The 25,804-nt window shown below is 67.6% G+C and carries 20 protein-coding genes and 1 other RNA gene; all 21 read right to left on the reverse strand.

Annotated elements, in window-relative coordinates:
• Positions 1 to 137 precede the first annotated feature (137 nt).
• The 21 genes from ligA to IPK66_18050 all read right to left on the reverse strand — a co-directional run bounded on the left by ligA (position 138) and on the right by IPK66_18050 (position 25,467).
• Positions 138 to 2,228 (reverse strand): NAD-dependent DNA ligase LigA, encoded by a 2,091-nt coding sequence (gene ligA, locus IPK66_17950; GenBank protein MBK8177065.1) that lies wholly within the window; start codon positions 2,226 to 2,228, stop codon positions 138 to 140.
• Entirely contained in the window at positions 2,225 to 3,901 is a 1,677-nt protein-coding gene (recN, locus tag IPK66_17955) for a DNA repair protein RecN (GenBank protein ID MBK8177066.1), read from the reverse strand. Before recN ends, ligA begins: the two co-directional genes overlap by 4 nt.
• Before the next feature lie 14 nt (positions 3,902 to 3,915).
• Positions 3,916 to 4,734 carry an outer membrane protein assembly factor BamD gene (locus IPK66_17960; GenBank protein MBK8177067.1) on the reverse strand — a complete coding sequence of 273 codons (819 nt, stop codon included), beginning with the start codon at positions 4,732 to 4,734 and terminating at the stop codon, positions 3,916 to 3,918.
• Positions 4,735 to 5,007: 273 nt separating this feature from the next.
• Positions 5,008 to 6,564: a cell division protein FtsZ gene (gene ftsZ, locus IPK66_17965; protein ID MBK8177068.1), complete on the reverse strand. Its 1,557-nt coding sequence runs from the start codon at positions 6,562 to 6,564 to the stop codon at positions 5,008 to 5,010.
• A 45-nt stretch (positions 6,565 to 6,609) separates the two neighbouring features.
• A complete protein-coding gene (gene ftsA, locus IPK66_17970) occupies positions 6,610 to 7,881 on the reverse strand; it encodes a cell division protein FtsA (GenBank protein ID MBK8177069.1) in 1,272 nt (423 codons plus the stop codon).
• Between the two features lie 54 nt (positions 7,882 to 7,935).
• Entirely contained in the window at positions 7,936 to 8,769 is an 834-nt protein-coding gene (locus IPK66_17975; GenBank protein MBK8177070.1) for a cell division protein FtsQ/DivIB, read from the reverse strand.
• Positions 8,766 to 9,668 (reverse strand): D-alanine--D-alanine ligase, encoded by a 903-nt coding sequence (locus tag IPK66_17980; GenBank protein MBK8177071.1) that lies wholly within the window; start codon positions 9,666 to 9,668, stop codon positions 8,766 to 8,768. Before IPK66_17980 ends, IPK66_17975 begins: the two co-directional genes overlap by 4 nt.
• 22 nt (positions 9,669 to 9,690) lie before the next feature.
• Complete coding sequence (gene murB, locus IPK66_17985; GenBank protein MBK8177072.1) at positions 9,691 to 10,635, reverse strand: UDP-N-acetylmuramate dehydrogenase; 945 nt, start codon at positions 10,633 to 10,635, stop codon at positions 9,691 to 9,693.
• On the reverse strand, positions 10,635 to 12,065 hold the full coding sequence (locus IPK66_17990) for a UDP-N-acetylmuramate--L-alanine ligase (GenBank protein ID MBK8177073.1): 1,431 nt from the start codon (positions 12,063 to 12,065) through the stop codon (positions 10,635 to 10,637). The genes murB and IPK66_17990 overlap by 1 nt, the downstream gene beginning before the upstream one ends.
• Positions 12,062 to 13,198, reverse strand: coding sequence for an undecaprenyldiphospho-muramoylpentapeptide beta-N-acetylglucosaminyltransferase (gene murG, locus IPK66_17995; protein ID MBK8177074.1), 1,137 nt, complete (start codon positions 13,196 to 13,198; stop codon positions 12,062 to 12,064). Before murG ends, IPK66_17990 begins: the two co-directional genes overlap by 4 nt.
• A complete protein-coding gene (locus IPK66_18000; GenBank protein ID MBK8177075.1) occupies positions 13,195 to 14,322 on the reverse strand; it encodes a cell division protein FtsW in 1,128 nt (375 codons plus the stop codon). Before IPK66_18000 ends, murG begins: the two co-directional genes overlap by 4 nt.
• Positions 14,319 to 15,683, reverse strand: coding sequence for a UDP-N-acetylmuramoyl-L-alanine--D-glutamate ligase (locus tag IPK66_18005; protein ID MBK8177076.1), 1,365 nt, complete (start codon positions 15,681 to 15,683; stop codon positions 14,319 to 14,321). Before IPK66_18005 ends, IPK66_18000 begins: the two co-directional genes overlap by 4 nt.
• A gap of 6 nt (positions 15,684 to 15,689) precedes the next feature.
• Complete coding sequence (locus tag IPK66_18010; GenBank protein ID MBK8177077.1) at positions 15,690 to 16,778, reverse strand: phospho-N-acetylmuramoyl-pentapeptide-transferase; 1,089 nt, start codon at positions 16,776 to 16,778, stop codon at positions 15,690 to 15,692.
• A gap of 2 nt (positions 16,779 to 16,780) precedes the next feature.
• On the reverse strand, positions 16,781 to 18,226 hold the full coding sequence (locus tag IPK66_18015) for a UDP-N-acetylmuramoylalanyl-D-glutamyl-2,6-diaminopimelate--D-alanyl-D-alanine ligase (protein ID MBK8177078.1): 1,446 nt from the start codon (positions 18,224 to 18,226) through the stop codon (positions 16,781 to 16,783).
• The gene (locus tag IPK66_18020; protein ID MBK8177079.1) at positions 18,226 to 19,710 is read right to left on the reverse strand and encodes a UDP-N-acetylmuramoyl-L-alanyl-D-glutamate--2,6-diaminopimelate ligase; all 1,485 of its coding nucleotides are present in this window, start codon (positions 19,708 to 19,710) and stop codon (positions 18,226 to 18,228) included. Before IPK66_18020 ends, IPK66_18015 begins: the two co-directional genes overlap by 1 nt.
• Entirely contained in the window at positions 19,697 to 21,523 is a 1,827-nt protein-coding gene (locus IPK66_18025; GenBank protein ID MBK8177080.1) for a penicillin-binding protein 2, read from the reverse strand. Before IPK66_18025 ends, IPK66_18020 begins: the two co-directional genes overlap by 14 nt.
• A complete protein-coding gene (locus IPK66_18030) occupies positions 21,523 to 21,891 on the reverse strand; it encodes a cell division protein FtsL (GenBank protein MBK8177081.1) in 369 nt (122 codons plus the stop codon). The genes IPK66_18025 and IPK66_18030 overlap by 1 nt, the downstream gene beginning before the upstream one ends.
• Positions 21,888 to 22,925, reverse strand: a complete 1,038-nt coding sequence (gene rsmH, locus IPK66_18035) for a 16S rRNA (cytosine(1402)-N(4))-methyltransferase RsmH (protein ID MBK8177082.1) — start codon at positions 22,923 to 22,925, stop codon at positions 21,888 to 21,890. Before rsmH ends, IPK66_18030 begins: the two co-directional genes overlap by 4 nt.
• Entirely contained in the window at positions 22,922 to 23,407 is a 486-nt protein-coding gene (locus IPK66_18040) for a division/cell wall cluster transcriptional repressor MraZ (GenBank protein ID MBK8177083.1), read from the reverse strand. The genes rsmH and IPK66_18040 overlap by 4 nt, the downstream gene beginning before the upstream one ends.
• Positions 23,408 to 23,904: 497 nt before the next feature.
• Positions 23,905 to 24,317: RNase P RNA component class A (gene rnpB / locus IPK66_18045), an RNA gene on the reverse strand.
• Positions 24,318 to 24,582: 265 nt separating this feature from the next.
• Positions 24,583 to 25,467 carry a MaoC family dehydratase N-terminal domain-containing protein gene (locus tag IPK66_18050; protein ID MBK8177084.1) on the reverse strand — a complete coding sequence of 295 codons (885 nt, stop codon included), beginning with the start codon at positions 25,465 to 25,467 and terminating at the stop codon, positions 24,583 to 24,585.
• Positions 25,468 to 25,804: the final 337 nt, after the last annotated feature.

The following is a 25,804-nucleotide window of genomic DNA, read 5'->3' on the forward strand; positions in this document are numbered from 1 at the left end:
AAGCTGCCAGCTTGATGTTGTTACCGCGTCTCGACACTTTAGGAGCCATTGCGGACGCCAGCAATTCGAAGCGCCGAATAGTCGGTCATGGGATAAAGCAGACTCGGCCAGTCGCGCCGCAGAGCCTGCTATCCGCCCTACCCCTCGCCGATCAGGGTCAGCCATTCGGCTTCGCTGAGCGCGGACACGCCGAGGGCGGCGGCTTTGGTGGCTTTCGAGCCGGCGTCGGCGCCGGCGACGAGGTAGTCGGTGCTCTTGGAGACCGAGCCGGTGACCTTGGCGCCCAGCGCCTCGGCGCGGGCCTTGGCTTCGCTGCGGGTCATGCGCTCGAGGGTGCCGGTGAAGACGATGGTCTTGCCGGCGAGCGGCGAGGCGGTCGTGGTCGCGGCGACGAACGGCTCGACGGTGAGCTCGCCGGCGAGGTCATCGAGAACGGCGCGGTTGTGCGGCTCGGCGAAGAAGGCGACGAGATCGGCGGCCACGGACGGGCCGATGCCCTCGATGGCGACCAGCTCGCGCCATGCCTCGTTCTCCGGGTCCGCCGCCGCCTGCATCGCCGCGCGCCAAGCGACGAGCGCGCCATAGTGGCGGGCGAGCAGGCGCGCCGTCGCCTGGCCGATCTGGCGGATGCCGAGCGCGAAGATGAAGCGCTCGAGCGCGATGGCTCGCCGCGCCTCGATCGCTGCCAAAAGGTTATCGCGCGACTTCTCGCCCCAGCCGTCGCGGCCGGCGATCGCCGCGCCGTGCGCCCTGAGGCGAAAAATATCGCCGGGCGTAGCGATCAGGCCATCGGCACGGAACGCCTCGATGTGCCGTTCGCCCAGCCCCTCGATATCGAAGGCGTTGCGGGAGACGAAGTGCTTGAGCCGCTCCAGCGCCTGCGCCGGGCAGATCAGCCCGCCGGTGCAGCGCCGTGCCACCTCGCCCGGCTCGCGCACCGCGAGGCTGCCGCACTCCGGGCAGTGGTCGGGAAAGGCGAACGGGATGGCATCCGCCGGCCGCGCTTCGGCGACGACGCCGACGATCTGCGGGATGACGTCGCCGGCGCGCTGGACGATGACCTGATCGCCGACGCGGACGTCCTTGCGGGCGATCTCATCCTCGTTGTGCAAGGTGGCACGGCTGACGACGACGCCGCCGACGGTGATCGGCTCCAGCACCGCGACCGGGGTGAGCACGCCGGTGCGGCCGACCTGAATGCGGATCTCCCTGAGCAGGGTCTGCGCCCGCTGCGCCGCGAACTTCTGGGCGAGCGCCCAGCGCGGTGCGCGGGAGACGAAGCCGAGCCGTTCCTGCCAGTCAATGCGGTTGACCTTGAAGACGACGCCGTCGATGTCGTAGGGCAGGCTCGCCCGCCGCGCGCCGATGTCGCGATAGAAGGCGATCATCTCCTCGGTAGAGCGGCAGAGCTTCGCTTCGGGATTGACCGGAAAGCCCAGCGCCTGCAGCCGGGCGAGGAACGCCTCGTGGGTAGCCGCGGGGGTTTCGCTGGTCTCGCCCCAGGCGTAGGCGAAAAAGCGCAAGGGGCGCTCGGCGGTGATCGCGGGGTCAAGCTGGCGCAGCGAGCCGGCGGCGGCGTTGCGCGGGTTGGCGAAAACCTTGCCCCCCGCCTCCTCCTGGCGCGCGTTCATCGCCTGGAAGTCGGCGCGGGTCATGTAGACCTCGCCGCGCACCTCGAAGACGTCGGGCGCGCCCGCGATCGTCGCCGGGATGTCCTTGATCGTCTTAAGGTTGGCGGTGACGTTCTCGCCAGTATAGCCGTCGCCGCGAGTGGCGCCGACGACGAACCGCCCATCCTCGTAACGCAGCGAGATCGACAGCCCATCGATCTTGGGCTCAGCCATCATCTCCAGCACCTGACCGGGATCGGCGCGCAACTCCTTGAGGAACCGGCGCACGCCGTCGATGAAGTCGATGAGGTCCCCTTCGCTGAAACCGTTCTCCAGCGACAGCATCGCCTTGGCGTGCTGAACCTTGCCGAAGCCGGCGGCGGCGGGCGCGCCGACCTTGCGCGAGGGCGAATCCTCGCGGACGAGATCGGGAAAGCGCGCCTCGATCGCGGCGTTGCGCACCGCCAGCGCGTCGAAGTCCGCATCGCTGATCTCGGGGGCGTCGTTCTGATAGTAGGCGCGGGAATGGTGGGCGATCGCTTCGGCGAGCGTCGCAAGCTCGGCCTCAGCCTCCTCGCGGGTCAGATCCTCGACAGGCGGCGGAATCGTCGCATTCATGCCGGCGAGCCGGCGAGCAGGCTTTCGGCGGCGGCCCGTGCCTCGTCGGTGATCTTCGCGCCGGCGAGCATGCGGGCGATCTCCTCGGTGCGGCCCGGCCGGTCGAGGACATCGACGCAGGTGCGCGTCTGCTCGCCGGCAACGGTCTTGACGATGCGCCACTGGTGATCGCCGCGCGCCGCCACCTGCGGCGAGTGGGTGACCACGAGGACCTGGACGTCGCGCCCGAGCCGGGCGAGGCGCTCGCCGACCGCCGAGGCGACAGCGCCGCCGACGCCGGCGTCGACCTCATCGAAGATCAAGGTCGGCACCGGATCGGCGCTGGCGAGCACCACCTTGAGCGCCAGCGTAAACCGCGCGAGCTCGCCGCCCGAGGCGATGCGGGCGATCGGGCCGGGCGGTGTGCCCGGGTTGGTCGCCACCTCGAAGGCCACCCGGTCCTGGCCGTGGGCGCCCCAGTCGCGCTCTTCGAGCGGCTCGACGCGGGTGACGAAGCGGGCGCGGCCGAGGCGCAGCGGTTCCAGCTCACCACAAACGGCGGCATCAAGGTGCACGGCGGCGGCAGCTCTGCGGGTGCTCAGCGCTTGCGCCGCGGCGCGGAACTGCTCCGCCGCCTTGCTCTCGTCGCGTCGCAGCGATGCCAGAACCGCCTCGCCGTCTTCCAGGCCGCTGACGCGCGCGGCGAGGTCCTGTTGCAATTGAGCGAGGGCGTCGACGGCAACGCCATGCTTGCGGGCCAGCGCCCGCAGGGCGAACAGCCGCTCCTCGATCCGTTCCAGCTCGCGCGGATCGAGATCGGCCGACGATTGTACCCGCTCGAGCAAAGCCTGGGCCTCGATCGCCTCGCTCAGCGCCCGATCGAGCGCGGCTTCCGCGTCATCGAGACGACCGTCGAACTTCGGGGCTGCGCGCTGGACGTGGCGGAGCGCCGAGCGCAAGCCGACGACGACTCCGCGCCCGGCGTCACCCTCGAGCGCGGCGATCGCATCGGCGATCGCCTGGATCAGCTTCTCGGCATTCATCAGCAGCGCCCGGCGGCGGGCGAGTTCCTCTTCCTCGCCCGCCTGCGGGGCAAGCTCGCCCAGCTCGCCCAAGGTATGGCGGAGATAGTCTTCGTCCCGCCGCGCCTGCTCGAGGTCCGCCTCGGCACCGGCGCGTGCCTCCGACGCGGCGCGCCATGTCCGCCAGGCGGCAGCGCAGGCGGCGGCCTCGCCCTCGATCACCCCGAACGCGTCGAGCAGCGCGCGGTGGGCAGCGGGATCGAGCAGCCTTTGATTGTCGAACTGACCGTGGATCTCGACGAGGGTTTCGCCAAGCTGGCGCAGCAGCGAGATACTGACCGGCCGGTCGTTGACGAAGGCGCGCGAGCGCCCCTCGGCGGTGATCACGCGGCGCAGCAAGAGACCGTCCTCGGCCTCGAAGCCCTGCTCGGCCAGCATGGCGTGGGCCGGGTGCCGGGGCGGAATCTCGAAGCGGGCGCTGACCGAGGCCTGGGCGGCGCCATGACGCACCAGCCGTGCGTCCGCCCGGGCGCCGAGGCCGAGGCCGAGCGCATCGAGGAGAATCGATTTACCGGCACCGGTCTCGCCGGTGAGCGCACACAGGCCCGGCGGGAACTCGAGATCGAGACGATCGATGAGAACGACGTCGCGGATCGACAAGAAGGACAGCATGCCGCCCGTCCTGCTCACCGGAGGCTGGAGGCCCCCACCGGTTGCGCCGATGCATTGCCCGCGTCACCGCCGACGAGAGCGTAGGCGTCGGCATACCATTGCGACTGCGGGAAGTTGTAGCCGAGGACCGCCGCCGTCTTGCGCGCCTCGTCGTCGATCCCGAGCGCGCGATAGACCTCGGTCATGCGCAGCAGGGCTTCCGGCACGTGGGTCGTCGACTGATATTTCTCGACAACGGTGCGGAAGCGATTGAGCGAGGCGAGCTGAAAGCCGCGCTCCTGGTAGTAGCGACCGACGACCATTTCCGCGCCGGCAAGGTGATCGTTGCACAGGTCGATCTTCAACTGGGCATCGCGCGCATATTCGCTATCGGGATAGCGGCTGATAAGCTCCGCGAACACGCGCTTCGCCTGTTCGGTCATTTCCTGATCGCGATGGATGTCGGAAATCCGCTCGTAATAGCTGAGGCCCTTGAGGTAGTAGGCGTACGGAACGTCGGGGTTGGCCGGGTGCAGTTCGATATAGCGGTCGCAGGCGTTGACCGCGTCGTCATACTCGTTCGCCTGATACGACGCGTAGGCAGACATCAGTTCTGCCTTCGTCGCCCAGCTCGAATACGGATGTTGACGATCGACCTCATCGAACGTTTTCGCCGCCTTCTTGTAGTCACCCCCATCAAGCTGGTCCATCGCCTGATTGTAGAGCTCGTCGACCGAACGCTCGACGTAAGGCTCCTCCGTCGTGCCGCAGGCGGTTAGCGCCAGCAGCCCGGCGACGAGCGCGGAACAGGCAAAAGCGGTTTTGCGGCGGCTGGGTGAAGCCAGATCGAACATCGGCGAATAGCCACTGCTGCGAGAACGATTATCTTCGGTCGGGACTATAGCACGCGGGCGCGCCGCAGATGCAAGACGCCGACGCGATTTTGTCGCGCCGTCCGCGCTGCATTCCCCCCCCCCCCCCGCAGCGAACGACAGAGCACCGCCCTTCGGCGGTGCCCTCCATCGCCGCGTCTGACGGCACTTTCCGCCGTCGCCTAGCGGCCCATCATCCGGCCCGCTGCCGACGCCGAGCCGTCGGCAGACGGGAAACGTCGGCAGACAGCGCGCTTAATTCGCCTGACGGCGCAGGAACGCCGGAATGTCGAGAAGATCGTCCTCGGCCTGCGAGGCCGGAAGCCGTTCCTCGGCACCGACACCGCCCAACCGCGGCTGGCGCTTGGCGGGCGCCTGGACTTCGTCGCTTTCCGTCGCTTCCGGCTTGTGCGGGCGCGTCGGTGTCGTGCCCATGACGCGCGCCAACAGGTTGGCCATCTTGCCGCGCTGACCCTCGCCGTCCTGCGCCCGAGGGGCAGAAACATCCGCGGCCGGACGAGCATCGCCGATAACCGGGCGGGCGACCGAAATCGGCGCGCCGAACGTGCCCGATGCCTGCCCGCCTTCCGCTGCGGCGTAGAACACCGGCTCACGTGACGCGGTTGCCGCCTCGCCCTGCCAGCGCTCCATCTCATGATCAGCGGCAGCCGCGGGCGCCGTCGCCAGACCACCCTCCTCGCCCGCAAAACGGCCTGCCACCGCTTCACCGGCAACCGCTTCGCGCGAGCGCGCCGCCTGTTGCTGCCGCGCTTCGCTGAGACTGCGCACGACACCCCCGCCGGGAGCATTCGTCGCCGGAACCGGCTTCGCCGCGGCGATGCTGTCCATGCCGGTCGCCACCACGGAGACGCGGATGCGACCCTCCATCGCCTCGTCGAACGTCGAGCCGAAGATGATGAACGCGTCGGGATCGACCTCGGAACGGACGCGGTTGGCGGCTTCGTCGACCTCGAACAGAGTCATGTCCATTGAGCCGGTGATGTTGATCAGCACGCCGCGCGCGCCCTTCATCGAGACGTCGTCGAGCAGCGGGTTGGAGATCGCCGCCTCGGCCGCGTCGAGGGCGCGCCGCTCGCCGGTGGCCTCGCCGGTACCCATCATCGCCTTGCCCATTTCGCTCATCACCGCGCGGATATCAGCAAAGTCGAGATTGATCAGGCCGGGCATGACCATCAGGTCGGTGACGCCGCGCACGCCCGAGTGCAGCACGTCGTCGGCCATGTTGAAGGCGTCGGCGAAGGTGGTGCGCTCATTGGCGACGCGAAAGAGGTTCTGGTTGGGGATGATGATCAGGGTATCGACGAACTGCTCGAGTTCCTCGATGCCGTTATCGGCGATGCGCATGCGGTGCTGCCCCTCGAAATGGAAGGGCTTGGTGACCACACCGACGGTGAGGATCCCCTGCTCGCGCGCGGCGCGGGCGATCACCGGCGCGGCACCGGTGCCAGTACCGCCGCCCATCCCGGCGGCGATGAATACCATGTTGGAGCCGCGGATCTCCTGGATCAGGTCCTCCAATGCCTCTTCAGCAGCGACCCGGCCGATGTCCGGACGCGAGCCAGCGCCGAGGCCCTGGGTGACGGTGACGCCCAATTGCACCCGGCGATCGCAGGACGATTGGGCCAGAGATTGCGAATCGGTGTTGGCGACGACGAACTCGACGCCTTCGAGGCCGGCGCGGATCATATTGTTGACGGCGTTGCCACCGGCGCCGCCAACACCGATGACGGTGATCCGGGGCCGGAGTTCCGGTGTCGGACTGGCGTTGGGGAAACCGAGGTTAATGGACATTTGTGAGCCTCCGTTCGAGTTTGGTCTGATCCAGCTCAGAACCCATTAGAAATTTTCACGCAACCACTGGCCGAGACGGCCGAAACGGCCACTCGGGTTTTCGGCGGGGCGATAGACCGGTTCGAGTCCCTCGCGCGCCTGGTTGGCAGCGAAGCGGAGCAGACCGGCGCAGGTAGCGAACGCCGGGCCGGTCATCGCTTCCGGCAGGCCAGCGACGCCGCGCGGACGGCCGATGCGCACCTGCTTGTCGAGGATCTGCCCCGCCAGGTCCGATGCCCCAGCGAGCTGGCAGGCGCCGCCGGTGAGCACCGTCCGCCGGCCGGCGACGCGATCGAAGCCGGCGTCCTTCAGGCGGGTGCGCACCATCTCGAAGATCTCTTCCATGCGCGGGCGGATAATGCCGACAAGCATCGAGCGCGGGACATGCGTCGGCTCGGCGGCGCCGTCGTCCGCGATCGGCGGGACCTCGACGCTCTGCCGCGAATCCGATGGCGACGGCTGGCAACTGCCGTAGAGCGTCTTGATCCGTTCCGCCTGGGTCATCGGCGTCGACAGGCCTCGCGCCAGATCCCGGGTCACGTGCAACCCGCCGACGGGGATGCTGTCGGTGTGAATCAGCTCGGAATCGAAGAACACCGCGACCGAGGTGGTGCCCCCGCCCACGTCGATCAGCGTTACACCAAGCTGGGTTTCATCGTCGACCAGGCAACCGAGAGCCGCGGCGTAGGGCGAGACCACCTTGCCCTCGACCTCGAGGTGGCAGCGGGTCACGCAGGTGGCGACGTTGCGCACCGCACCGAGCGAGGCGGTGATCAGATGCAGGTTGACGCCGAGGCGTTGGCCGAACATCCCGCGCGGATCGTGCACACCACGGCAGCCGTCGATCGAATAGCCGACGGGAATGACATGAACAATATCGTGCTCGTCGGGCACGGCCTCGGCGAACCCGAGCGGATCAAGGATGCGCCTTAAATCGGCATCGCCGATCTCGTGACCGGCAACGCCGACCTCGTAGGCGACGAGCCGAGAGCGCGGCGTGCCTGCCGAAACGTTGACAACGACGCCGCGGATATTGTCGCCAGCCATCCGCTCCGCGGCCTCGACGGTCGAGCGGATGGTCGTCTCCGCCCCGTCGAGATCGATCAGGGTGCCACCGCGAACCCCTTGCGAGGCCTGGTGCCCAATGCCAACGACGTCGAGCGCATCACCGCTGCCGGCGCGTGCGATCAGGCAGCACACCTTCGTCGTCCCGATGTCGAGCGCAGCGATCAAGCCGTTGCGCACCTTCGTCTGTGCCGCCGCTTTATTTCGCTTCACCGCTTTTCCCTTATCGTATGGTCCGGTATCGAATGGTTCAGGCCCGCGACCAAATTACGCACCCTTTCCCTCGACGCTGCCGTCCACCGGACGGACAACCAGCCGGTCGGAAAACCGCAGGTCGAGCGTCTGGACCGGCCGGTCGAGAATGTTGTACTGGCGCTGGTAGTCCGCCAGGCGGCGCCACGCCTGTTCCGGCTCCTGCTCCGGCAGCTTGACGTCGATGCCGTCAGCCATGTGCACGTTCCACCGCCGCCCGCCTACCCGCACAGCCGCCTTGACCCGGCGCATCAAATCCGGCTCGCGTGCCAACATCTGCACGAGGGCACTGGCATTGGCCGGCGCATCCTCGCCGACAACGACCATGAGGTCACTGAACGGCCCGACGTCGTCGCGCAGGATCACCTGCCCGGTCTCGTCGATCAGCGCGAAGCGGCTGTCATGCTGCCAGAGGGCCAGCGGCCGTCGTTCGACGAGTTCGACGATGACGGTATCGGGCAAGACGCGGCGGACGGAGGCGTCACGGACCCAAGGGAGTTGCTGGACGCGCTCACGTGCCGCCTCCAGATCTATGGCGAGGATGGGAACCCCGCGACGGACGCCGAGCGCGTTGAGCAGCGTCGCCTTCGGCGTTTCCGTCCGACCGACGACGAAGACGTCGCGGACGACAAAGCCGAGCCTGGCCGAGGTCGCGACCAGCGAGTGAACGCTGCGGTCGGTCAACTTCTGCGGCAGCTCCGCCCGCCACGCCAGCCATCCGCCCAAACCAACCGCCCCGATCAGCAACGCGGCGCCGCCACATATCGCCGGGCGCGACCGCCAGAATGGCGCGACGCGGGCGCGCTTCTGTCCGCGCTTTTCGCGCGATTGCCCACGCCTTGCGATCATCGGTCAAACTCCGCGTTCTCCACCATCCAGCGCACCAGTTCGGGAAAGGGAATGCCGGCGAACGACGCCTGTTCCGGCACCAGGGACGTTGGCGTCATGCCGGGCTGGGTATTGACCTCGAGCATGTAGAGGCGTTCGCCGTCGTAGCGCAGGTCGGCGCGGCTAACGCCGCGGCATCCGAGCGCCTGATGCGCCTTGACCGCCAGCGCCATGGTTTGCGCATAGATGTCCGGGTCAACCTGGGCAGGCACGACGTGGCGCGATCCGCCGGGCGCGTATTTGGCGTCATAATCATAAAAGCCGCGATCGGTGGTGATCTCGGTTACGCCAAGCGGCCGGTCACCCATCACCGCGACGGTGAACTCGCGGCCGGGCACGAAGCGCTCGATCATCACCCGCTCGCCAAAGGTCCATTCATCGCTCATCACGGCGACGTTGGCACCGTTGCGCACGATGCGCACACCGACGCTCGATCCCTCGTTCAGCGGCTTGATAACGTAGGGGCGCGGCAGCGGATCGCCCGCGGCGAATTCAGCGCGGGTCACCACGACGTGCTCGGCGACCGGAATGCCGGCTCGCTCGAACATCAGCTTCGCCGTCGGCTTGTGCATCGCCATCGCCGATGCCAGCAACCCCGAGTGGGTATAGGGAATGGCGAGAATATCGAGCAGACCTTGCAGGGTGCCGTCCTCGCCCCAGCGGCCATGCAGTGCGTTGAAGATCGCATCGGGGCGTGGATCGAGCTGCGCCAGCAGCCGCGCCGGATCGCGCGGAACGTCGATGGTCCGCACTGCGTAGCCGGCTTCGGTCAGCGCCGCCGCCACGGCTGCGCCGCTGACCAGCGAGACCTCCCGCTCGGACGACCACCCTCCCATCAGCACGGCAACGCTGGTTGTCATTGGATCGCCTCCAGGCGATGGATCATTGGATCGCCTCCAGGCGATGATCGGCCGACGGCACGCCGATGCGGTGAATCTCCCACTCGAGCGCCACGCCGGTTTCAAGGAAAACCCGCCGGCGCACCTCCTCGCCCAGAGCCTCGAGATCGGCGGCGGTAGCGGAGCCGGTATTGATCAGGAAGTTGCAGTGCAGTGGCGAGACCTGGGCGCCGCCGAGCACGAGGCCGCGGCAGCCGGCCCGATCGATCAACTCCCAGGCCTTCGCTCCCGACGGATTGGCGAAGGTTGATCCGCCTGTCCGCGCGCGCACCGGCTGGGTGCCATCGCGCGCCGCGCGGATCTCCTGCATGCGTCGGGCGATTGCGCTGGCGTTTCCGGCCCTGCCGCGCAGGGCCGCTTCAAGGAAAATCCATCCGGCGGGTGCGCCGCAGTGACGATATGAAAAGGCCATGTCCGCTGTACCCACCCGGCGGATCACACCCGCCTCGTCGATCACCCGCACACCGGTCAGAACGTCATTGATCTCGCTACCGTAGGCCCCGGCGTTCATCCTCAGCGCGCCGCCGATCGTCCCCGGGATGCCGGAGAGGAACTCGAAATCGGCAACGCCCGCCTCGCAGGCCGTTCGCGCGACATTGGCGTCGAGCGCTCCGGCCCCGGCGGTGATGGTTTCGTCGCTCACGTCAATGGCGGCGAATGCGCGCCCCAGGCGCACGACGACGCCGGCAATACCGCCGTCGCGCACCAACAGGTTGGATGCGACACCCAGCACGGTCAGCGGGACGTCGGCCGGCTTGGCGGCGACAAACGCCGCGAGATCCTCGGCATCGGCCGGCCGGAACACCACCTCTGCCGGTCCGCCGACGCGGAACCAGGTGATCGGCGCCAGCGGGACGGCCTCGGCATAGCGGCCGCGGACGTCCGGCAGCCGGTCGATCAGTCGGGGCAGGGCACGTGCCGCCGGCATCATGCCGCAGCTCCCGCCCTGCCGCGTCGCAATTCAGTGACCTCACCGGCCAGCGCGTGCGCCCACTGGCTGATATTGCCGGCGCCAAGACACACGACGAGATCACCGGGGTATGCAAGCTCGGAAATGGTCGTGGCAAGGTCACCGCGGTCGGCCAGCGCCAGCACGCGCCGATGGCCGCGCGCCCGCAAACCGTCGACCAGCGCATCGCGGTCGACCCCTGCGATCGGGTCCTCGCCCGCCGGATAGACGTCAGCGACAACGACCACGTCGGCATCGTTGAAGCACGAGCAGAACCCCTCGAACAGGTTCTGCAGGCGGCTATAGCGGTGCGGCTGGACGACGGCGATCACCTGGCCCTTGGCCACCGTGCGTGCCGCGGCGAGAACGGCGGCGATCTCGACGGGATGATGACCGTAGTCATCGATGATCGCGATGCCATCGACGTCGCCGCAGCGGGTAAACCGCCGATTCACGCCGCCGAAGGTCGAGAACGCGCGGGCAACCACTGCATCGTCGATGCCGACGGCGCCGGCGACGGCCAGCGCCGCCAGGGCGTTCTGGACGTTGTGCCGACCGAACATGGGCAGGAACAGGTTGGCGACCGTCCGGCTGGCGCCGGTCTTGCGGTCGGTAATCACGGCGGAAAAGCGCACCCCCTCGCCGTTGGCACGCACGTCTATCCCGCGCACGTCCGCCTGCGGGCTAAATCCGTAGGTAACGACACGGCGGTCGAGAAGGCGCGGCAGGATTCCCTGCACCTCGGGATGATCGACGCACAGAGCGGCGATCCCGTAAAACGGGATGTTGGCGGCGAAGGTAACGAACGCCTCGCGCAACGCCTCAAAGGTGCCGTAGTGGTCGAGATGCTCGGGATCGATGTTAGTGATCACGGCGATTGTCGCCGGGAGCTTGACCATCGTGCCATCGGATTCGTCGGCCTCGGCCACCATCCAGTCGCCGGAGCCATGCCGCGCGTTCGAACCCCAGGCATTGATGATGCCGCCATTGACGACGGTCGGATCAAGGCCGGCGGCGTCGAGCACCTGAGCGACGAGCGAGGTCGTCGTCGTCTTGCCGTGGGTGCCGCCGACGGCAATCGACCACTTCAGACGCATCAGCTCGCCCAGCATCTCGGCGCGGCGTACCACCGGGATCAGCAGCCGGCGGGCGGCGGCGACCTCGGGGTTGTCGGCCTTGACCGCCGAGGAGATGACGACGACCTGGGCGTCGCCGAGATTGGCCTCGCCGTGCCCGATCGTCACCGGGATACCCTTGCCTACCAGGCGCCGGACGTTGGCGCCATCAGCGCGGTCACTGCCCTGCACCCGGTACCCGAGACTGTGCATCAACTCGGCGATGCCGCTCATGCCGATGCCGCCGATACCGACGAAGTGAATGGGACCGATATCCATCGGTATCGTTTTCATGCGGCCAGCCTCCCGCCGGTGATGATGGTTTCGCGTGGCGCCGAGCCGATGACTTCGAGCACGAGGTCGGCGAGACGGCCGGCGGCCCGCTCGAAACCGGCGGCGCGCGACGCAGCGGCGGCGTCGCACAGCATCTGCGGATGGGCGACCACCTCCTCGAGGCGGGCGGCGAGTCCTTCCGGCGTCAGGGCAGCTTGCGGAATCAGCCAGGCACCACCGGCCTCGGCGATAGCCTGCGCGTTCGCCGTCTGGTGATCGTCGGCGGCGAAGGGATACGGCACCAGCACGGCCGGGCAACCCACCGCGGTGATCTCGGCGATCGTCGAGGCGCCAGCGCGCGCGATCAGCAGGTGCGCGCTGGCCAAGCGCTGCGGAACGTCATCAAAAAAGCTGGCAAGCTCGACGTGAATGCCGATGCGCCGGTAGGCGTCCTCGACCGCATCGAGCGATTCCGGTCGGCACTGCTGGCAGATGAGCAGGCGCGTGCGCAGGCGGGCGTTCAGCCGGTCGACCGCGGCCGGCAGCACATCACCGAACACCCGCGCCCCCTGGCTGCCGCCGAGAACGAGCACGCGGATCGCTCCGCCCGGCTCGGGTGGTTGGTAGGCCCGGTCGCGAAGCCGGGCAAACGATGGCCGCACGGGCATGCCGGTGCGCACGACCCGATGCGCGCTGTCCTCCGGCAGGCCGGCGACGACGTCGAAGGCGGTGGCGATGCGCTGAGCGCGCCGTGCCAGGAGACGGTTGGCGCGGCCGAGGCGGGCGTTCTGCTCGTGCAGGATCACCGGGATACCCGCGAAGCTTGCCGCCAGCACCGTCGGCACCGACGCATAGCTACCGAAGCCGACGACGGCGCTCGGCCGTAGGCGCCGCAATGCCCATGAGGCCTCAAGCAGACCCGTGCCGAGCGCGGCCATGCTGCGCGCCCTCTGCGACAAGGTCTTGCCGGCAATCCCGCCGCCGCGGATACGCCTGACCTGCATCTCGCCGTGAAACGAAACCCCGCGATGGTCGGTGAACAGAACCGGCTCGACGCCACGCTCGCAGAGTTGCGAGGCGAGCGCCTCCGCCGGGAAAACGTGGCCGCCGGTCCCGCCAGCGGCGAGAACGACACGAACGCGATCGGAAGTCATCGACGCCCTCCCGGGTCAGGCCGGTCGCGGGTCAACGCCAGCACCATACCAACGGACCAGGCGAGCGCGATCGTCGCCGAACCGCCGTAGGAGATGAACGGCAAGGTGATGCCTTTCGGCGGCATCAAATGCATGGTCGAGGCCATGTTCATCAGCGCCTGCATGCCGAAGAGCGCCAGCAGGGCACCGACCGCCAGCAGAACAAACAGGTCGGAGTCCTTGAACGCGCGTATAAAGCCGCGCAGAACCACAAAGGCAAACAGCCCGACGAGCAGCAGGCAGAGAAACAGGCCGAATTCCTCGCCGGCGACCGCGAAGATAAAGTCGGCGTGCGCGTCCGGCAGGACCTCCTTGACATGCCCCTCGCCCGGGCCACGGCCGAACAGCCCGCCGCTGTGGAACGCCTCGATCGCCCGCTTGACCTGATAGCCCTCGCCGCTTGCCGGATCGAGGAACTGATCGATCCGCTGGTGCACATGCTCGAACATGAAGTAGGCGCCCACGCCGCCGGCAATGAACAGGAGCCCGATCAGGGCGATCAGCACCAGCGGACAGCCGGCGAGGAAAATCTGCAGGCACCATCCTGCGCAAAGCAGGAGGGTCGTGCCGATGTCCGGCTGCAGGATGAGGATCGCGCAGGATGCCGCCAGCAGCAGTGTTGCCAGTGGATAGCCGAGGATTCCTTCCTTTGAGCGGCTGTTGGCGATCAATGCGGCGCTGACCACCGCGAGCGCCGGCTTGAGAAATTCCGAGGGCTGGATCGATACACCGGCGATATAAAGCCAGCGCGTCGCCCCCTTAACCTCGGCGCCAATGAACAGCGTGGCGAGGGTGGCGAGGAACGAGACGACGAGCATGATCGCCGAGGCACGCAGCACGCCCTTCGGCGACAGCAGCGATGTCGCCACCATGACGATCAGCGCCGACGGGACATAAAACGCCTGCCGCCGGGCGAAGTAGAACGGATCAAGGCCGATGCGCTCGGCCACCGGCGGCGAAGCCGCCATCGTCAGGACGATGCCAAGCGCGGCGATAAGCAGCACCGCCGCCAAAGTCCAGCGATCAAGCGTCCACCACCAGCGGCTGAGCAGACTCTTATCGGTGCGGGCAAAGGCGATGCTCATCGTTCCAGCGCCTCCACCAGGGCGCGGAAGGCATCGCCGCGCGCTTCGAAATTGGCGAACTGATCAAACGAGGCACACGCCGGGGACAGCAGCACCACAGAGCCCGGCTCCGCTCGACCGCTTGCCGCCGCCACCGCCCGGTCGAGCGTTCCGCAGCGCGTGACCGGTACCCGGCCGTCGAGGTCGCGGGCAAACGCCTCTTCAGCTTCGCCGATGAGGTACGCGTGACTTACCCGGTCCAGCCATGGGAGAACCGCCTCGAGACCATCCTCCTTCGGCCGGCCGCCGGCGATCCAGTGAATGTCGTCGTAGCAGACCAGCGCGCGCACCGCGGCATCGCCATTGGTCGCTTTTGAATCGTTGACGTAGGTGACACCATCAATGGTTCCGATCGCCTCCTGCCGATGCGCGAGACCGGGGAAGTCGGCGATCGCGTTCAGCGTGACCTCGCGATCGATGCCGAGCGCACAGGCCGCTACATAGGCGGCGGCCGCGTTCTGTCCGTTGTGGGCGCCGGGCAACGCGCGGGCTGTGACGAGGTCGAGCATCGGCTTCGGACCACCGTCGATCGCGTCAGACAAAATGCCGTCCTCGGCAAACGCGCCGCCGCCGACGCGGCGGATTCCAGAGACGACGAGAACCCGGCGGTCGCAGCGCTGGGTGAGTTCGCGACAGATGTCGCGGCAGTGCGCATCATCGACGCCTACGATAGCCGTGCCACCCGCCGATTCACCGGCGAAAATACGCCGCTTGGCGGTGATGTAACCCTCCAGTCCGCCATGGCGGTTGAGGTGATCGGGCGATATGTTGAGCAGCACAGCGACATTAAACACTAAACTTGGCGTTAGCTCCAATTGATATGATGACATCTCCAAAACACAAATAGTTTTTGTGTGTGTAGGACTAAAATCCAGAACAGGTGGCCCGAGGTTGCCACCCATACGGTAGTCCGCACCGGCGGCGGCGAGGATGTGACCGATCAAAGCCGTCGTCGTCGACTTGCCATTGGTGCCCGTAACCCCGACAAACGTCGCCTCGGGTGCGGCGCGAAACAAAAGCTCGATGTCGCCATAGACCTCGATTCCCAAGGCCTTCGCCCGGGCAACGATCGGATGGGGCGCGGGATGGGTGTGGGGAATACCGGGGCTGAGGACGAGTGCCACCGAATCGCCCAGAACGCCGGTCCGCAGATCGACGATCGGCACCCCTTCGGCGACGGCGGTGGCACGCGCGCCGGCATCGTCATCCCATGCCATCACGGTGCGGCCCGCGGCCACGAGTGCGCGTGCCGTCGCACGGCCGCTCCGACCAAGACCGAGGACGGCATAGGGGCGATCGTCGAGAAAGCCGAGGTCGATCATCGGCGGCTACCTCAGTTTCAGCGTCGACAGGCCGATCAGCGCCAGGACCGAGGCGATGATCCAAAAGCGAATGACGATGGTGGGCTCCGCCCAGCCCATCTTCTCGAAGTGATGGTGCAGCGGCGCCATGCGGAACACGCGCTTACCAGTGAGCTTGAACGAGGCGACTTGGACGATCACCGAGACGGTCTCCAGCACGAACAATCCGCCGGCGATCGCCAGCACCAGTTCATGCTTGGTTGAAACGCTGATCGCGCCAAACGCGCCGCCGAGCGAGAGCGAGCCGGTATCTCCCATGAAGACACGCGCCGGCGGGGCGTTGAACCACAGGAAGCCAAGCCCGGCGCCGATCAAAGCGCCGCAGAAGACGCTGAGTTCGCCGGTGCCGGGGACGTAGTGAATTTGCAGGTAGTTGGCGAACACCGCGTTGCCGACGAGATAGGCGACAAGGGCGAAAACACCGGCGACGATCATCGAAGGGACGATGGCAAGGCCATCGAGCCCATCGGTGAGATTGACCGCGTTGGACGCGCCGATGATAACGGCGATGGCAAACAGGATGTAGGCCCAGCCGAAATCGATCAGCAAGTTCTTGAAGAACGGAACGGCGAGGTGGTCCTGCAACGGCACCGGAGTGAGCTGGGTAATCCACAACGCCGCCGATCCGGCGATAATCACCTGCAGGAACAGCTTGGCCCGGCCAGGCAACCCGCGGCTGTTGCGGTAGGCGATCTTGCGGTAGTCGTCGAGAAAGCCGATGGCGCCATAGGAGATGGTTACCATCAGCGCCACCCACACGAAGCCGTTGGCGAGGTCGGCCCACAATAACGTCGAGACGGTCAGCGCTAGCAGGATGAGAAACCCGCCCATCGTCGGCGTACCGCGTTTGGTCAGCAGATGGCTTTCCGGACCGTCGGCGCGAATCGGCTGACCGCCGTTCTGCCGGGCGCGCAGCATGCGGATCAGTCCCGGGCCAACGAAAAAGCTGATCAGCAACGCCGTCAGCAGCGCACCTCCCGAGCGGAAGGTAATGTAACGAAAGACATTGAAAGCAATAAATTCTTCGGCGAATGGAACGAATAGATGGTAGAGCATGATCAGTTTTGATTCCCGGCAGCAGCAGGTGCGCCGTCCTTGTTTTCGTCTTCACCGAGGGCAAAAAGCGCATCAACGACACGGCGCATCCGGCTTCCTGCCGAACCCTTGACGCTGATGACGTCGCCCGGCCGGACCGACGATGCGACGATGCCCGCGAGGGCCGACGAATCGGCCGCGTGCGCGCCCCGCACCGCCGCCGGCAATGCCGCGTGCAGATGAGCCATCAGCGGGCCGGCGGTAAAGACCTGATCGACAGCGCTATCGGCGATCGGCCGGGCGAGCGCCGCGTGCAAGGCTGGTGCCTCGTCTCCCAGCTCGAGCATGTCACCCAAGACCGCGATTCGTCGTCCGCCGGGGCGCGGCCGGATGTAGCCGAGAACGTCGAGCGCCGCCGCCATTGACGGCGGGCTGGCGTTGTAGCTGTCGTCGATCACCTCGATGGAGCCGCCCGGAACGAGAACACTCGCTCGTAACCCGCGTCCCTTCGGCGCGCGGACATCGGCGAGAGCGGCGGCGGCGGCTGGCACATCGGCGCCGAGCCCCGCGGCCACCGCCAGCACGCACAGCGCGTTCGTCACCCAATGGCGGCCGACGACGTTGAGGTGAAAGGCCACCCGGGTTCCGGCGACGTTCGCGACCACGGACGCGCCGTTGGCGTCGGACGACGTCTCGAGCAGGCGGACGTCGGCATGCGGGTGGCTGCCGAAGCTGATCAACCGCGCTACCCCAGCGGCACCGGAAAGGCGCGTCAGCCGGGCAAAGTACGGACTGTCGCGATAAAGGACGGCGGTACCGTCCGCCTGCAGCCCGTCGAAGATCTCCGCCTTGGCATCGGCGATCGCCTCCAGGGAGGCGAAGTGCGCCTTGTGCACGCCGTCGACCGTGGTGATCGCGACCACCGACGGGCGAACGAGATGGCTGAGGGGCGTCAACTCGCCCGCATGGTTCATTCCCATCTCGAAGACGGCATAAGCAGCGAACGGCGATAGCCGGGCAAGGCTGAGCGGAACACCCCAATGATTGTTGAGGCTGCCCTCGCTCGCATGTGTCGGCCCCTGCCGTCCGAGCACCAGGCGCAGGGCCTCCTTCACCCCGGTCTTGCCGACGCTGCCGGTCACGGCGGCGATGCCGGCCCGGCTGCGCGCGCGCGCAGCACGACCAAGGGCCCAGAGCGCATCGAACGTATCGTCGACGACGAGCAGCGGCGCGCGATCGTCAATCCCTTGCAGCGGCCGCGAGACGAGCGCCGCAGCCGCGCCGCGCGCCAGCGCATCGGCAACAAAGGCGTGACCGTCAAAGTTTGGACCGTTGAGCGCGATGAACAGATCGCCGGGCCGGAGCGTGCGCGAATCAATCGATACGCCCGACGCGACCCACGATCCGGTCGACCGGCCGTTCACCGCGCGCGTCGCATCATCGCTCGACCACAGCGGCGGGACATCCATCACGCGTCCTCCCCCCGAACGGCATCGCGGGCGACCTCGGCATCGTCGAACGGCAAGACGGTTCCGCCGACGATCTGACCACTCTCGTGCCCCTTGCCGGCGATCAACAGGACATCACCGGCGGCCAGCATGCCCACCGCAGCGGCGATCGCCTCACCGCGCCCGCCGATCTCCTCGGCGTCGGGGCACGCGGCGCGGATGGCAGCGCGGATGGCAGCGGCGTCCTCGCTGCGTGGATTGTCATCGGTGATAACCACCCGGTCGGCGAGCTCGGCGGCGAGACGCCCCATCTGCGGACGCTTGCCGGCATCGCGATCGCCGCCGCAGCCGAAGACGACGACCAGACGGCCGCGGACCTGTGGGCGCAGCGACGTCAGCGCCGCGGCGAGCGCGTCCGGCGTATGCGCGTAATCGACGTATATCGAAGCGCCGGACCGCGATTGCGCCACCCGCTCCATCCGTCCGCGAACCGGAGCAAGGCTGGGCAGCGCATCGATCGTAGTGTCAAGATCGCCGCCGGTGACGATCACGAGCGCGGCCGCCGCCAGTGCGTTTTCCACCTGGAAGCTTCCGGCGAGCGGCAGGTCGACCGTGCGGAAGCTGCCGCCCACCGCCAGCCGCACGCGCTGACCCTCGGCAACCGGTTCGATCGCTACGATGCGAAGATCAGCACCTTCGGTGCGACCGTAGGTCAGCACACGCAGTTGGCGTGCTTCGGCAACGTTGCGCACGCTCGCGGCATAAGGAGAATCGGCGCAGATCACCGCCGCCCCGCCGTCGGCAACGCACTCCGAGAACAAGCGCAGCTTCGCCGCGAGATAGGCATCCATCGTTTGGTGATAATCGAGGTGATCGCGCGTCAGGTTGGTGAACGCCGCCGCGGCGATGCGCGTGCCGTCGAGACGATACTGGTCGAGTCCATGGCTCGACGCCTCCATCGCCAGATGATCGACGCCGGCGTCGGCGAGAGCGGCGAGGGACTGGTGCAGGGCCACGGGATCGGGCGTGGTCAGGTTTCCGGCGCGGCGCATTCCCGGCGCGTCAAGCCCGAGGGTGCCGAGCGAGGCCGATACGTGACCCAGCTTCGCCCAGATCTGACGGGTGAACCAGGCGACCGAGGTCTTGCCGTTCGTGCCGGTGACGGCGACGATGGTTTTGGGCTGACGGGCGTAGAAGCGGGCGGCGAGCAGCGAAAATCGCCGGCGGGGGTTGTCGTCGAAGATCAGCGCCACGGGTGCCAGCGCACCACGGTCCGCCCCGGGCTGGCGGACCGTGCCGCGCGCGGCAAGGACCGCCGCCGCGCCGCGGCGCACCGCGTCGTCGATATAAGCGTTGCCGTCGGCGCGGCTGCCCGCGAGCGCGGCAAACAGGAACCCGGCCTGGACCTGTCGCGAATCCGCGGTAAGCCCGGTGATGCGTAGGCCGGAAATCTCGGCTGCGTACACGGTCTCGCCCAATCCCGACAGGAGTTCAGTTAGCTGCAAACCGCTTTTCCCGGCTCTTTCCCGCGTTTGGCAGAACCGCGACCTTGGGCGCGAGCGGCCGTTCCGGTTGCGTTGCCATGGCGGGCAGTGGTCGCGGTCCCACCGCAGGCAGCGCCCGCTGGCGATCACGCTCCGCCGAAGCTTTGCGCACACCGTCCGGCAACTCGTCGTCCGGTACCGGCGGAATGCCGAGCAGCGGCGCCATGTGGCGGACGAGGCGCGCCACCACCGGCGCTGCTACCCAACCGCCAGTGGCATAGTTGGCGGTGGACCGGTTCCCCTTCGGCTCGTCCAGCATCGCGAGAATGACGTACTTCGGATCGTCGATCGGAAACGCACCGATGAACGACGAGATGAGCGCCTTGGCGATGTAATGTCCGTGGGCCAGCTTTTCCGCGGTACCCGTCTTGCCGCCGACCTTGTATCCGGGGACGTCGGCCTTGCTGCCCGTGCCGTGCAGCACGACCTGGCGCATGAGCATGCGCATCTCCTTCGATGTCTTCGGCGAGATAACCGGCGTGCCGGCGCGAGCGGAACGGTCTTCTTGATATTCGAGCTGTGCCGGGCGCAGACGTCCGCCGTTGACCAGTGCCGCAACGCCGTTCACCAGCTGCAGCGGCGTAATCGCGATACCGTGACCGAACGCCACGGTCATCGTGTTGATCTCACGCCAAGGCGACGGGATGAGTGGCTTGCCGACTTCAGGCAGTTCGATCGCCGCGGGCGTCAGCAGGCCGAGCCGCTGCAGGTATTGGCGCTGCAAGGTCGTGCCGACGTCGAGCGCCATCAGTGCCGCACCGACATTCGACGAATAGATCAAGATCTCCGGCGTCGACAGCCAGCGGTTCTTCGCGTGGTAGTCGGAAATGGTAAAGCGCGAGACGTGCAACGGCCGGCTGGCATCATAGCCCCCGGTCAACGATGTCGTCCCCGTATCAAGAGCCGAGGCGACGGTGAACAGCTTCATCGTTGAGCCCATCTCGTAGACACCCTTGGTCACCCGGTTGAAGCGGGCATCGTCTTCGGGGTCGAGCACCGGCTCGTTCGGATCGAAATCGGGCAGAGAGACCATGGCGATGACCTCCCCGGTCGTGGTGTCGAGCACCATTCCCGCCGCACCGAGGGCGTGGAATTCGACCCGCGACGCCTCAAGCTCATGGCGCAGGATGTGCTGCACGCGGATATCGAGACCAAGCCGGAGTCGCTCGCCCGCCGCCAGGGACTTATCGAAGGACTCCTCGACGCCGGCAATGCCGTGATCATCGATGTCGGTAAACCCGACGACGTGGGCGACGGCAGCGCCATGCGGATAAACCCGGCGCCGCTCGGTGACGAACCCGATCCCGGGAATGCCGAGGCTATTGACCTGCTGCTGCTGTTCGGGCGTGAGGCCGCGCCGCACCCAGACGAAGCGCGACGGGCTGTTCAGCCGGGTGCGGACGACCGCCGTATCGAGGTCCGGCAGCACGCGCGCCAACGCGGTGACCGCCGCATCCGGATCGAGGACCTCCTTCGGATCGGCATAGACCGAGGCCGTCGGCAGGCTGGTCGCCAGCACCGCGCCATTGCGGTCGACGATATCGCCGCGAACATCCGCCTTGGCGACGGAGGCGCCGGCGGCGTGGGGGTGATCGCGCCCGCCATCGAGAACGGTCAAATCGACGAGACGCCCCGCCATCACCGTGAACGCCAAGGCAAAGATCACACCCGTCGCCAGCAGGCGGTTACGCGCGGTATCAAGTGCCCGGTGCCGTGCGCCGTCGAGATAGACCGCCGCCGCGCGCGACTTGGGCGATCCTCCCCCTCCGGCCATCAGCGGCGCTCCGCAGAGGCGACTCGCACCCCGGCGCGCGGGCGCACGATCGTTCCATCGTTTGGCTTGCGCGGCGCGTTGTTATCAAGCGCGGCGAACGAACTCAACTGCGTCGGCTCGATCGGAACCAGACCGAGATGCGCGCTGGCCAGCCGACGAATCCGTTCCGGATCGGCGAGGAAGCTGAATTCCGCGCGCAGCACGTGGATCGTCTGCTGCTCGTCGGCGATGCTCTCGTGCAGGCTGCCGAGTTCTTCCTCCAGCCCCTTGACCTGATGGGTCACCGTCAGCAGCACGACCGCAAGTGCCACCGCCAGCAGCAGGCACAATGCCGTCGCCTGCCTTACAAACGTCGACCAGCCGCTCATGCCGCCCTCCTCGTTTCCACCGGTCCCGCTCCGACCGGTCCGCTCCATATCGGCGCATCCGTGCGCTCTGCCGCCCGCAGCCGCGCCGAGCGGGCACGCGGGTTACGCTCGACCTCCTCGTCCCGCGGCCGCAGCGGCCTGCGGGTCATCAGCCGAAAGCTCGGCGCCAGCGGCATCTGCGCCGCGCTCGCCTCCGGCGCGTGGCGCGAGACCCGCGCCGCGGCGCCGCAGCGCTGCCTCAGGAATGTCTTCACGATCCGATCCTCCAGCGAATGAAAGGCGACGGCGACGAGACGGCCGCCGGGCGCGAGCAGGCGCTCCGCCGCAATGAGGCCGCGGTCGAGTTCGCCGAGTTCGTCGTTGACCCAGATGCGCAGGGCCTGAAACGTCCGCGTCGCCGGATCGAGCCCGTCGCCGGCGCGCGGCAGCACCGAATGGACGATCTCGCTCAGCCGGGCGGTTGTCTCGATCGGCGCTTGGCCGCGGGCACGGACGATCGCGGCGGCGATGCGCCGGGATGCGCGTTCGCCCCCCAGGGTGAACAGCAGATCGGCAAGGTCACGCTCCGCCAGCCGGTTCACCGCATCGGCGGCGGTCGCGCCACCGAGCGTGTCCATGCGCATGTCGAGCGGGCCGTCGAAGCGGAAGGAGAACCCCCGCGCCGGCGTGTCGATCTGCGGCGAGGAAACGCCGAGATCAAAGGCAATTCCGTCGATCTGCTCGAGGCCCCGCTCAGCCGCCAGGTCGGCGAGGTCACCAAACCGCCCGCGCACGATGCTGAGCCGCCCGGCGAACTCCGCGATCAGTGGTGTCGCCCTGGCGCAGGCCTCGGCGTCGCGATCAATCCCGACAACGGAACACGCGGCGGCCTCGAGCACGGCCCGGCTGTAGCCGCCCGCTCCGAACGTGGCATCGACGATGACCGCCCCGGCGCGTGGCGCCAGCGCTTCAAGCACCTCTTCCAGCATGACGGGGGCATGGACCGGGTAAGCGGATACTTCCGGCGCACCGTTCGCGACCACGGGCGTGCTCATCGCCCCACCTCCGGTCCCGGCCGCGCACCCGGCCTCAGACTCAGCGTCGCGCCGCGCTCGCGCACGCGCTCAGCCGCCTCGGCGTGACGCCCCCTGTAGGCATCCGGATGCCAGATCTGGAAGGTATTGCCGCGACCGACGAAGGTCGCCTCGCCGTCGAGGCCGGCGTAGGCCAGCAGTTCCGCGGGCAGCACCACGCGGCCCTCCGGATCGAACGGCAACGCGTGGGCGCTGCCGAGGATCACCGTCGCGAGGTCATTCTGCTCTTCGGAGAACAAGGCGAGGTCGTCGAGGCTTGCCGCGATCCGCTCCATGAACTGTTCGTCGCTTCCCTCTATGGCCGCCAGCTTTGGCGACGGGAACACGTAGACGCCGGCAAACGCCCCGCCCCTCGCCTGATAAAAATCACGAAACTGCTTCGGCACGGAGACGCGGCCCTTCCGGTCGATCCTGTTGGTGTGCTGGCCGACCAATAGCGGCATTGCAGCCCCTTCGGAAACTCCGAGCTTGGGCGCCGCGATTTACCCCGTTCTTGTTCGCCCAGTCCTCGCTCCAGGCTGAACCGCCGCACCGTCTACTAATGGGATATCATGGGCATTAATGGTGGTCAATGGGATGGTATGGATTCATCTGGTCTTTCGAAGTGCTTATCCACAGCCGGCGGCGATTGGGGCAGATGTTGGCAAGTTAAGTCGCAGTGGACGCTCGAGCACAAAATCAAGGGGCCATGATCGTCTCAGACCCCACTTTTGCGAATCGCATGCATCGCGGGCCCACGAGCTGATTTTTTTGATCATTATTTGTTCTATTTATGTTCTGTTCCCCATCGCTGGTGCGGGCGCGGGATGGCCGGCACGAGCGATGGGGAACAGGGGTGAGCCCCGCTCCCGCCTCGCGGTCGGCGCTGCGCGCCCAGTGCTCGGCGATGCGCCCAGCGCGACCGGCCAACGCGCGCGGCGTTTCCGCCTGCGAGCAGGCGGGTGCCAGACGGCCTGTAAGCCGGGTTCTGTTCCCGCGTCGCCGCGGGTGATGGCCATTCATCTGGGACGCCCGTTACCGGACGCCTCGCGCGACCGACCCGGACGACGGCGCGAAGACCCGCCTGCCGGGCGAGGCCCGGCGTGTCGTCCCTATTTGGTCTTGCTCCCGGTGGGGTTTACCATGCCGTCCCCGTTACCGGGAACGCGGTGCGCTCTTACCGCACCCTTTCGCCCTTACCGGCAGGCCGGCGCGCCATGCGCTGACCCCGGCCGGCGGTTTGCTTTCTGTGGCACTTTCCCTGGGGTCGCCCCCGCCGGGCGTTACCCGGCACCGTGTTTCCGTGGAGCCCGGACTTTCCTCCCCACCGATCGGCCGAGACCAACCGGCGAAGGCGGCCATCCGGCCGTCTGGCACGCCCACGATGGTAGAGAGGCACAAGCGCCAGTCAACGCCCGTCTCGGACGGGGCGCGTCCACTACCGTCGGATCGAGAAAAGAGGCTGCGGTTCGCGAGCGACGACGGTGTTGGCAAAGCCGAGGAGTTTGCGCGCGCAAGGCTTTGCTTAACCCACCCCACCTTCTTCGCTCGCGACCTGTCGAACAGTATTCCATTATGGGAGAGTCGGGCGGTACACGGCCAATGAACTCCGGAGATCGGGCGGAGCCGCGCTGCCCCCTCACCCCAAGACGGCGCGGGCGCGCATCGCCGCCTGCCGGTCAGCGGTTTCGATCCAGGCGTCAGCGGCGGGGCCGTCGCGGCGGGCGTTGATGGTGAACAAGGCGCCGTCGATCACCGGGCGGAGGCCGCGGAACGCGAACGAGCGAAGCGTTTCCGCTGGCCATGCCGCGCGCACCGCATCGATCAGCAGCGTCGCCAGCAGCGGGCCGTGCACCACCAGCCCGGCGTAACCCTCGACTCCCGTCGCGTAGTCGCGGTCGTAGTGGATGCGGTGGGCGTTGAAGGTCAGCGCCGAATAGCGGAACAGCAGCACTGGATCGGCCCGCATCGGCTGGCCGCAAGCGGCGTTCGCCGCAATCGGCGCCGCGGGCGGTCCCGGCGCCGGCGCGTCGGCCCCATCATCGCCATGCGGTGCCGGCGGGTCGCCGTGCTGTTGGCGATAGACGATGTCCTGCTCCTCGACGAGGGCGAGTCCGGCGGGCATCTCGAAATCATGCCGGACGGTGACGAACACCAGGCGGCCGGATCGACCCGCCTTTTCGGAAACGCTGGCGATGGTCGAGGTCCGCCGTACCTGCGCGCCAGCGATCAGCGGCGCCTCGAAGCGAAGCCGCCCGCCTGCCCACATGCGCCGCGCCGCGCCGACGTCCGGCAGGAAGCCGCCGGGCAGCGGATGTCCGTCGCGGCCAAGGCCCGAGCTGGCGGCACACGGCCAGAAGTAGAGCCAGTGACGCAACGGCGGCAGTTCGTCGCCGTCCTCGATCGGCGGTCCGCTGCGATCGAGCGCAGCGTCCAGCGCCTGCGCCCGCCCGGGATCCATCCGCTCGCTCGCCGTCTCGCTGCGGCCGATCCAGGCCCGCAGATCCGCATCCGCCGCCACCATAATACGCTCTCTTTCGCCGGCATCCCGCAGCCGCGCGGGACGGGCCGATCGTGCTCGCGACATCCTTCACGCAACCGCCCCGCCACCACCCCAGCATGGATGAAAACCAGCCCCGCGCTTTCGCTGCTACTCTCTGTCCGTCCCCCACAATGGGCGTGCAATCTCTGATACGGCGAGAATGCGGCAAATTCCACGACGATGCGCGCGATCCCCGCCTCCGCGAATGAGAGAGGCGCTTTATCAGACCGCGATAAGAAGCGAGGAGGTTTTGATGACGAGCGCGCTTCGGCGTTTTCAGGGGCGAATGATAAAGTACGGTGCTGGCACGCTGAATCCT

The sequence above is a fragment of the Rhodospirillales bacterium genome, from assembly GCA_016712595.1.
Taxonomy (GTDB): domain Bacteria; phylum Pseudomonadota; class Alphaproteobacteria; order Rhodospirillales; family Defluviicoccaceae; genus Defluviicoccus.

What these genes read in the sequence shown, in the direction of transcription:
- ligA (MBK8177065.1), bottom strand. Translation starts at nt 2,228, where the DNA reads ATGAATGCGACGATTCCGCCGCCTGTCGAGGATCTGACCCGCGAGGAG.
- recN (MBK8177066.1), bottom strand. Translation starts at nt 3,901, where the DNA reads ATGCTGTCCTTCTTGTCGATCCGCGACGTCGTTCTCATCGATCGTCTC.
- IPK66_17960 (MBK8177067.1), bottom strand. Translation starts at nt 4,734, where the DNA reads ATGTTCGATCTGGCTTCACCCAGCCGCCGCAAAACCGCTTTTGCCTGT.
- ftsZ (MBK8177068.1), bottom strand. Translation starts at nt 6,564, where the DNA reads ATGTCCATTAACCTCGGTTTCCCCAACGCCAGTCCGACACCGGAACTC.
- IPK66_17975 (MBK8177070.1), bottom strand. Translation starts at nt 8,769, where the DNA reads ATGATCGCAAGGCGTGGGCAATCGCGCGAAAAGCGCGGACAGAAGCGC.
- IPK66_17980 (MBK8177071.1), bottom strand. Translation starts at nt 9,668, where the DNA reads ATGACAACCAGCGTTGCCGTGCTGATGGGAGGGTGGTCGTCCGAGCGG.
- murB (MBK8177072.1), bottom strand. Translation starts at nt 10,635, where the DNA reads ATGCCGGCGGCACGTGCCCTGCCCCGACTGATCGACCGGCTGCCGGAC.
- IPK66_17990 (MBK8177073.1), bottom strand. Translation starts at nt 12,065, where the DNA reads ATGAAAACGATACCGATGGATATCGGTCCCATTCACTTCGTCGGTATC.
- murG (MBK8177074.1), bottom strand. Translation starts at nt 13,198, where the DNA reads ATGACTTCCGATCGCGTTCGTGTCGTTCTCGCCGCTGGCGGGACCGGC.
- IPK66_18000 (MBK8177075.1), bottom strand. Translation starts at nt 14,322, where the DNA reads ATGAGCATCGCCTTTGCCCGCACCGATAAGAGTCTGCTCAGCCGCTGG.
- IPK66_18005 (MBK8177076.1), bottom strand. Translation starts at nt 15,683, where the DNA reads ATGATCGACCTCGGCTTTCTCGACGATCGCCCCTATGCCGTCCTCGGT.
- IPK66_18010 (MBK8177077.1), bottom strand. Translation starts at nt 16,778, where the DNA reads ATGCTCTACCATCTATTCGTTCCATTCGCCGAAGAATTTATTGCTTTC.
- IPK66_18015 (MBK8177078.1), bottom strand. Translation starts at nt 18,226, where the DNA reads ATGGATGTCCCGCCGCTGTGGTCGAGCGATGATGCGACGCGCGCGGTG.
- IPK66_18025 (MBK8177080.1), bottom strand. Translation starts at nt 21,523, where the DNA reads ATGGCCGGAGGGGGAGGATCGCCCAAGTCGCGCGCGGCGGCGGTCTAT.
- IPK66_18030 (MBK8177081.1), bottom strand. Translation starts at nt 21,891, where the DNA reads ATGAGCGGCTGGTCGACGTTTGTAAGGCAGGCGACGGCATTGTGCCTG.
- rsmH (MBK8177082.1), bottom strand. Translation starts at nt 22,925, where the DNA reads ATGAGCACGCCCGTGGTCGCGAACGGTGCGCCGGAAGTATCCGCTTAC.
- IPK66_18040 (MBK8177083.1), bottom strand. Translation starts at nt 23,407, where the DNA reads ATGCCGCTATTGGTCGGCCAGCACACCAACAGGATCGACCGGAAGGGC.
- IPK66_18050 (MBK8177084.1), bottom strand. Translation starts at nt 25,467, where the DNA reads ATGGTGGCGGCGGATGCGGATCTGCGGGCCTGGATCGGCCGCAGCGAG.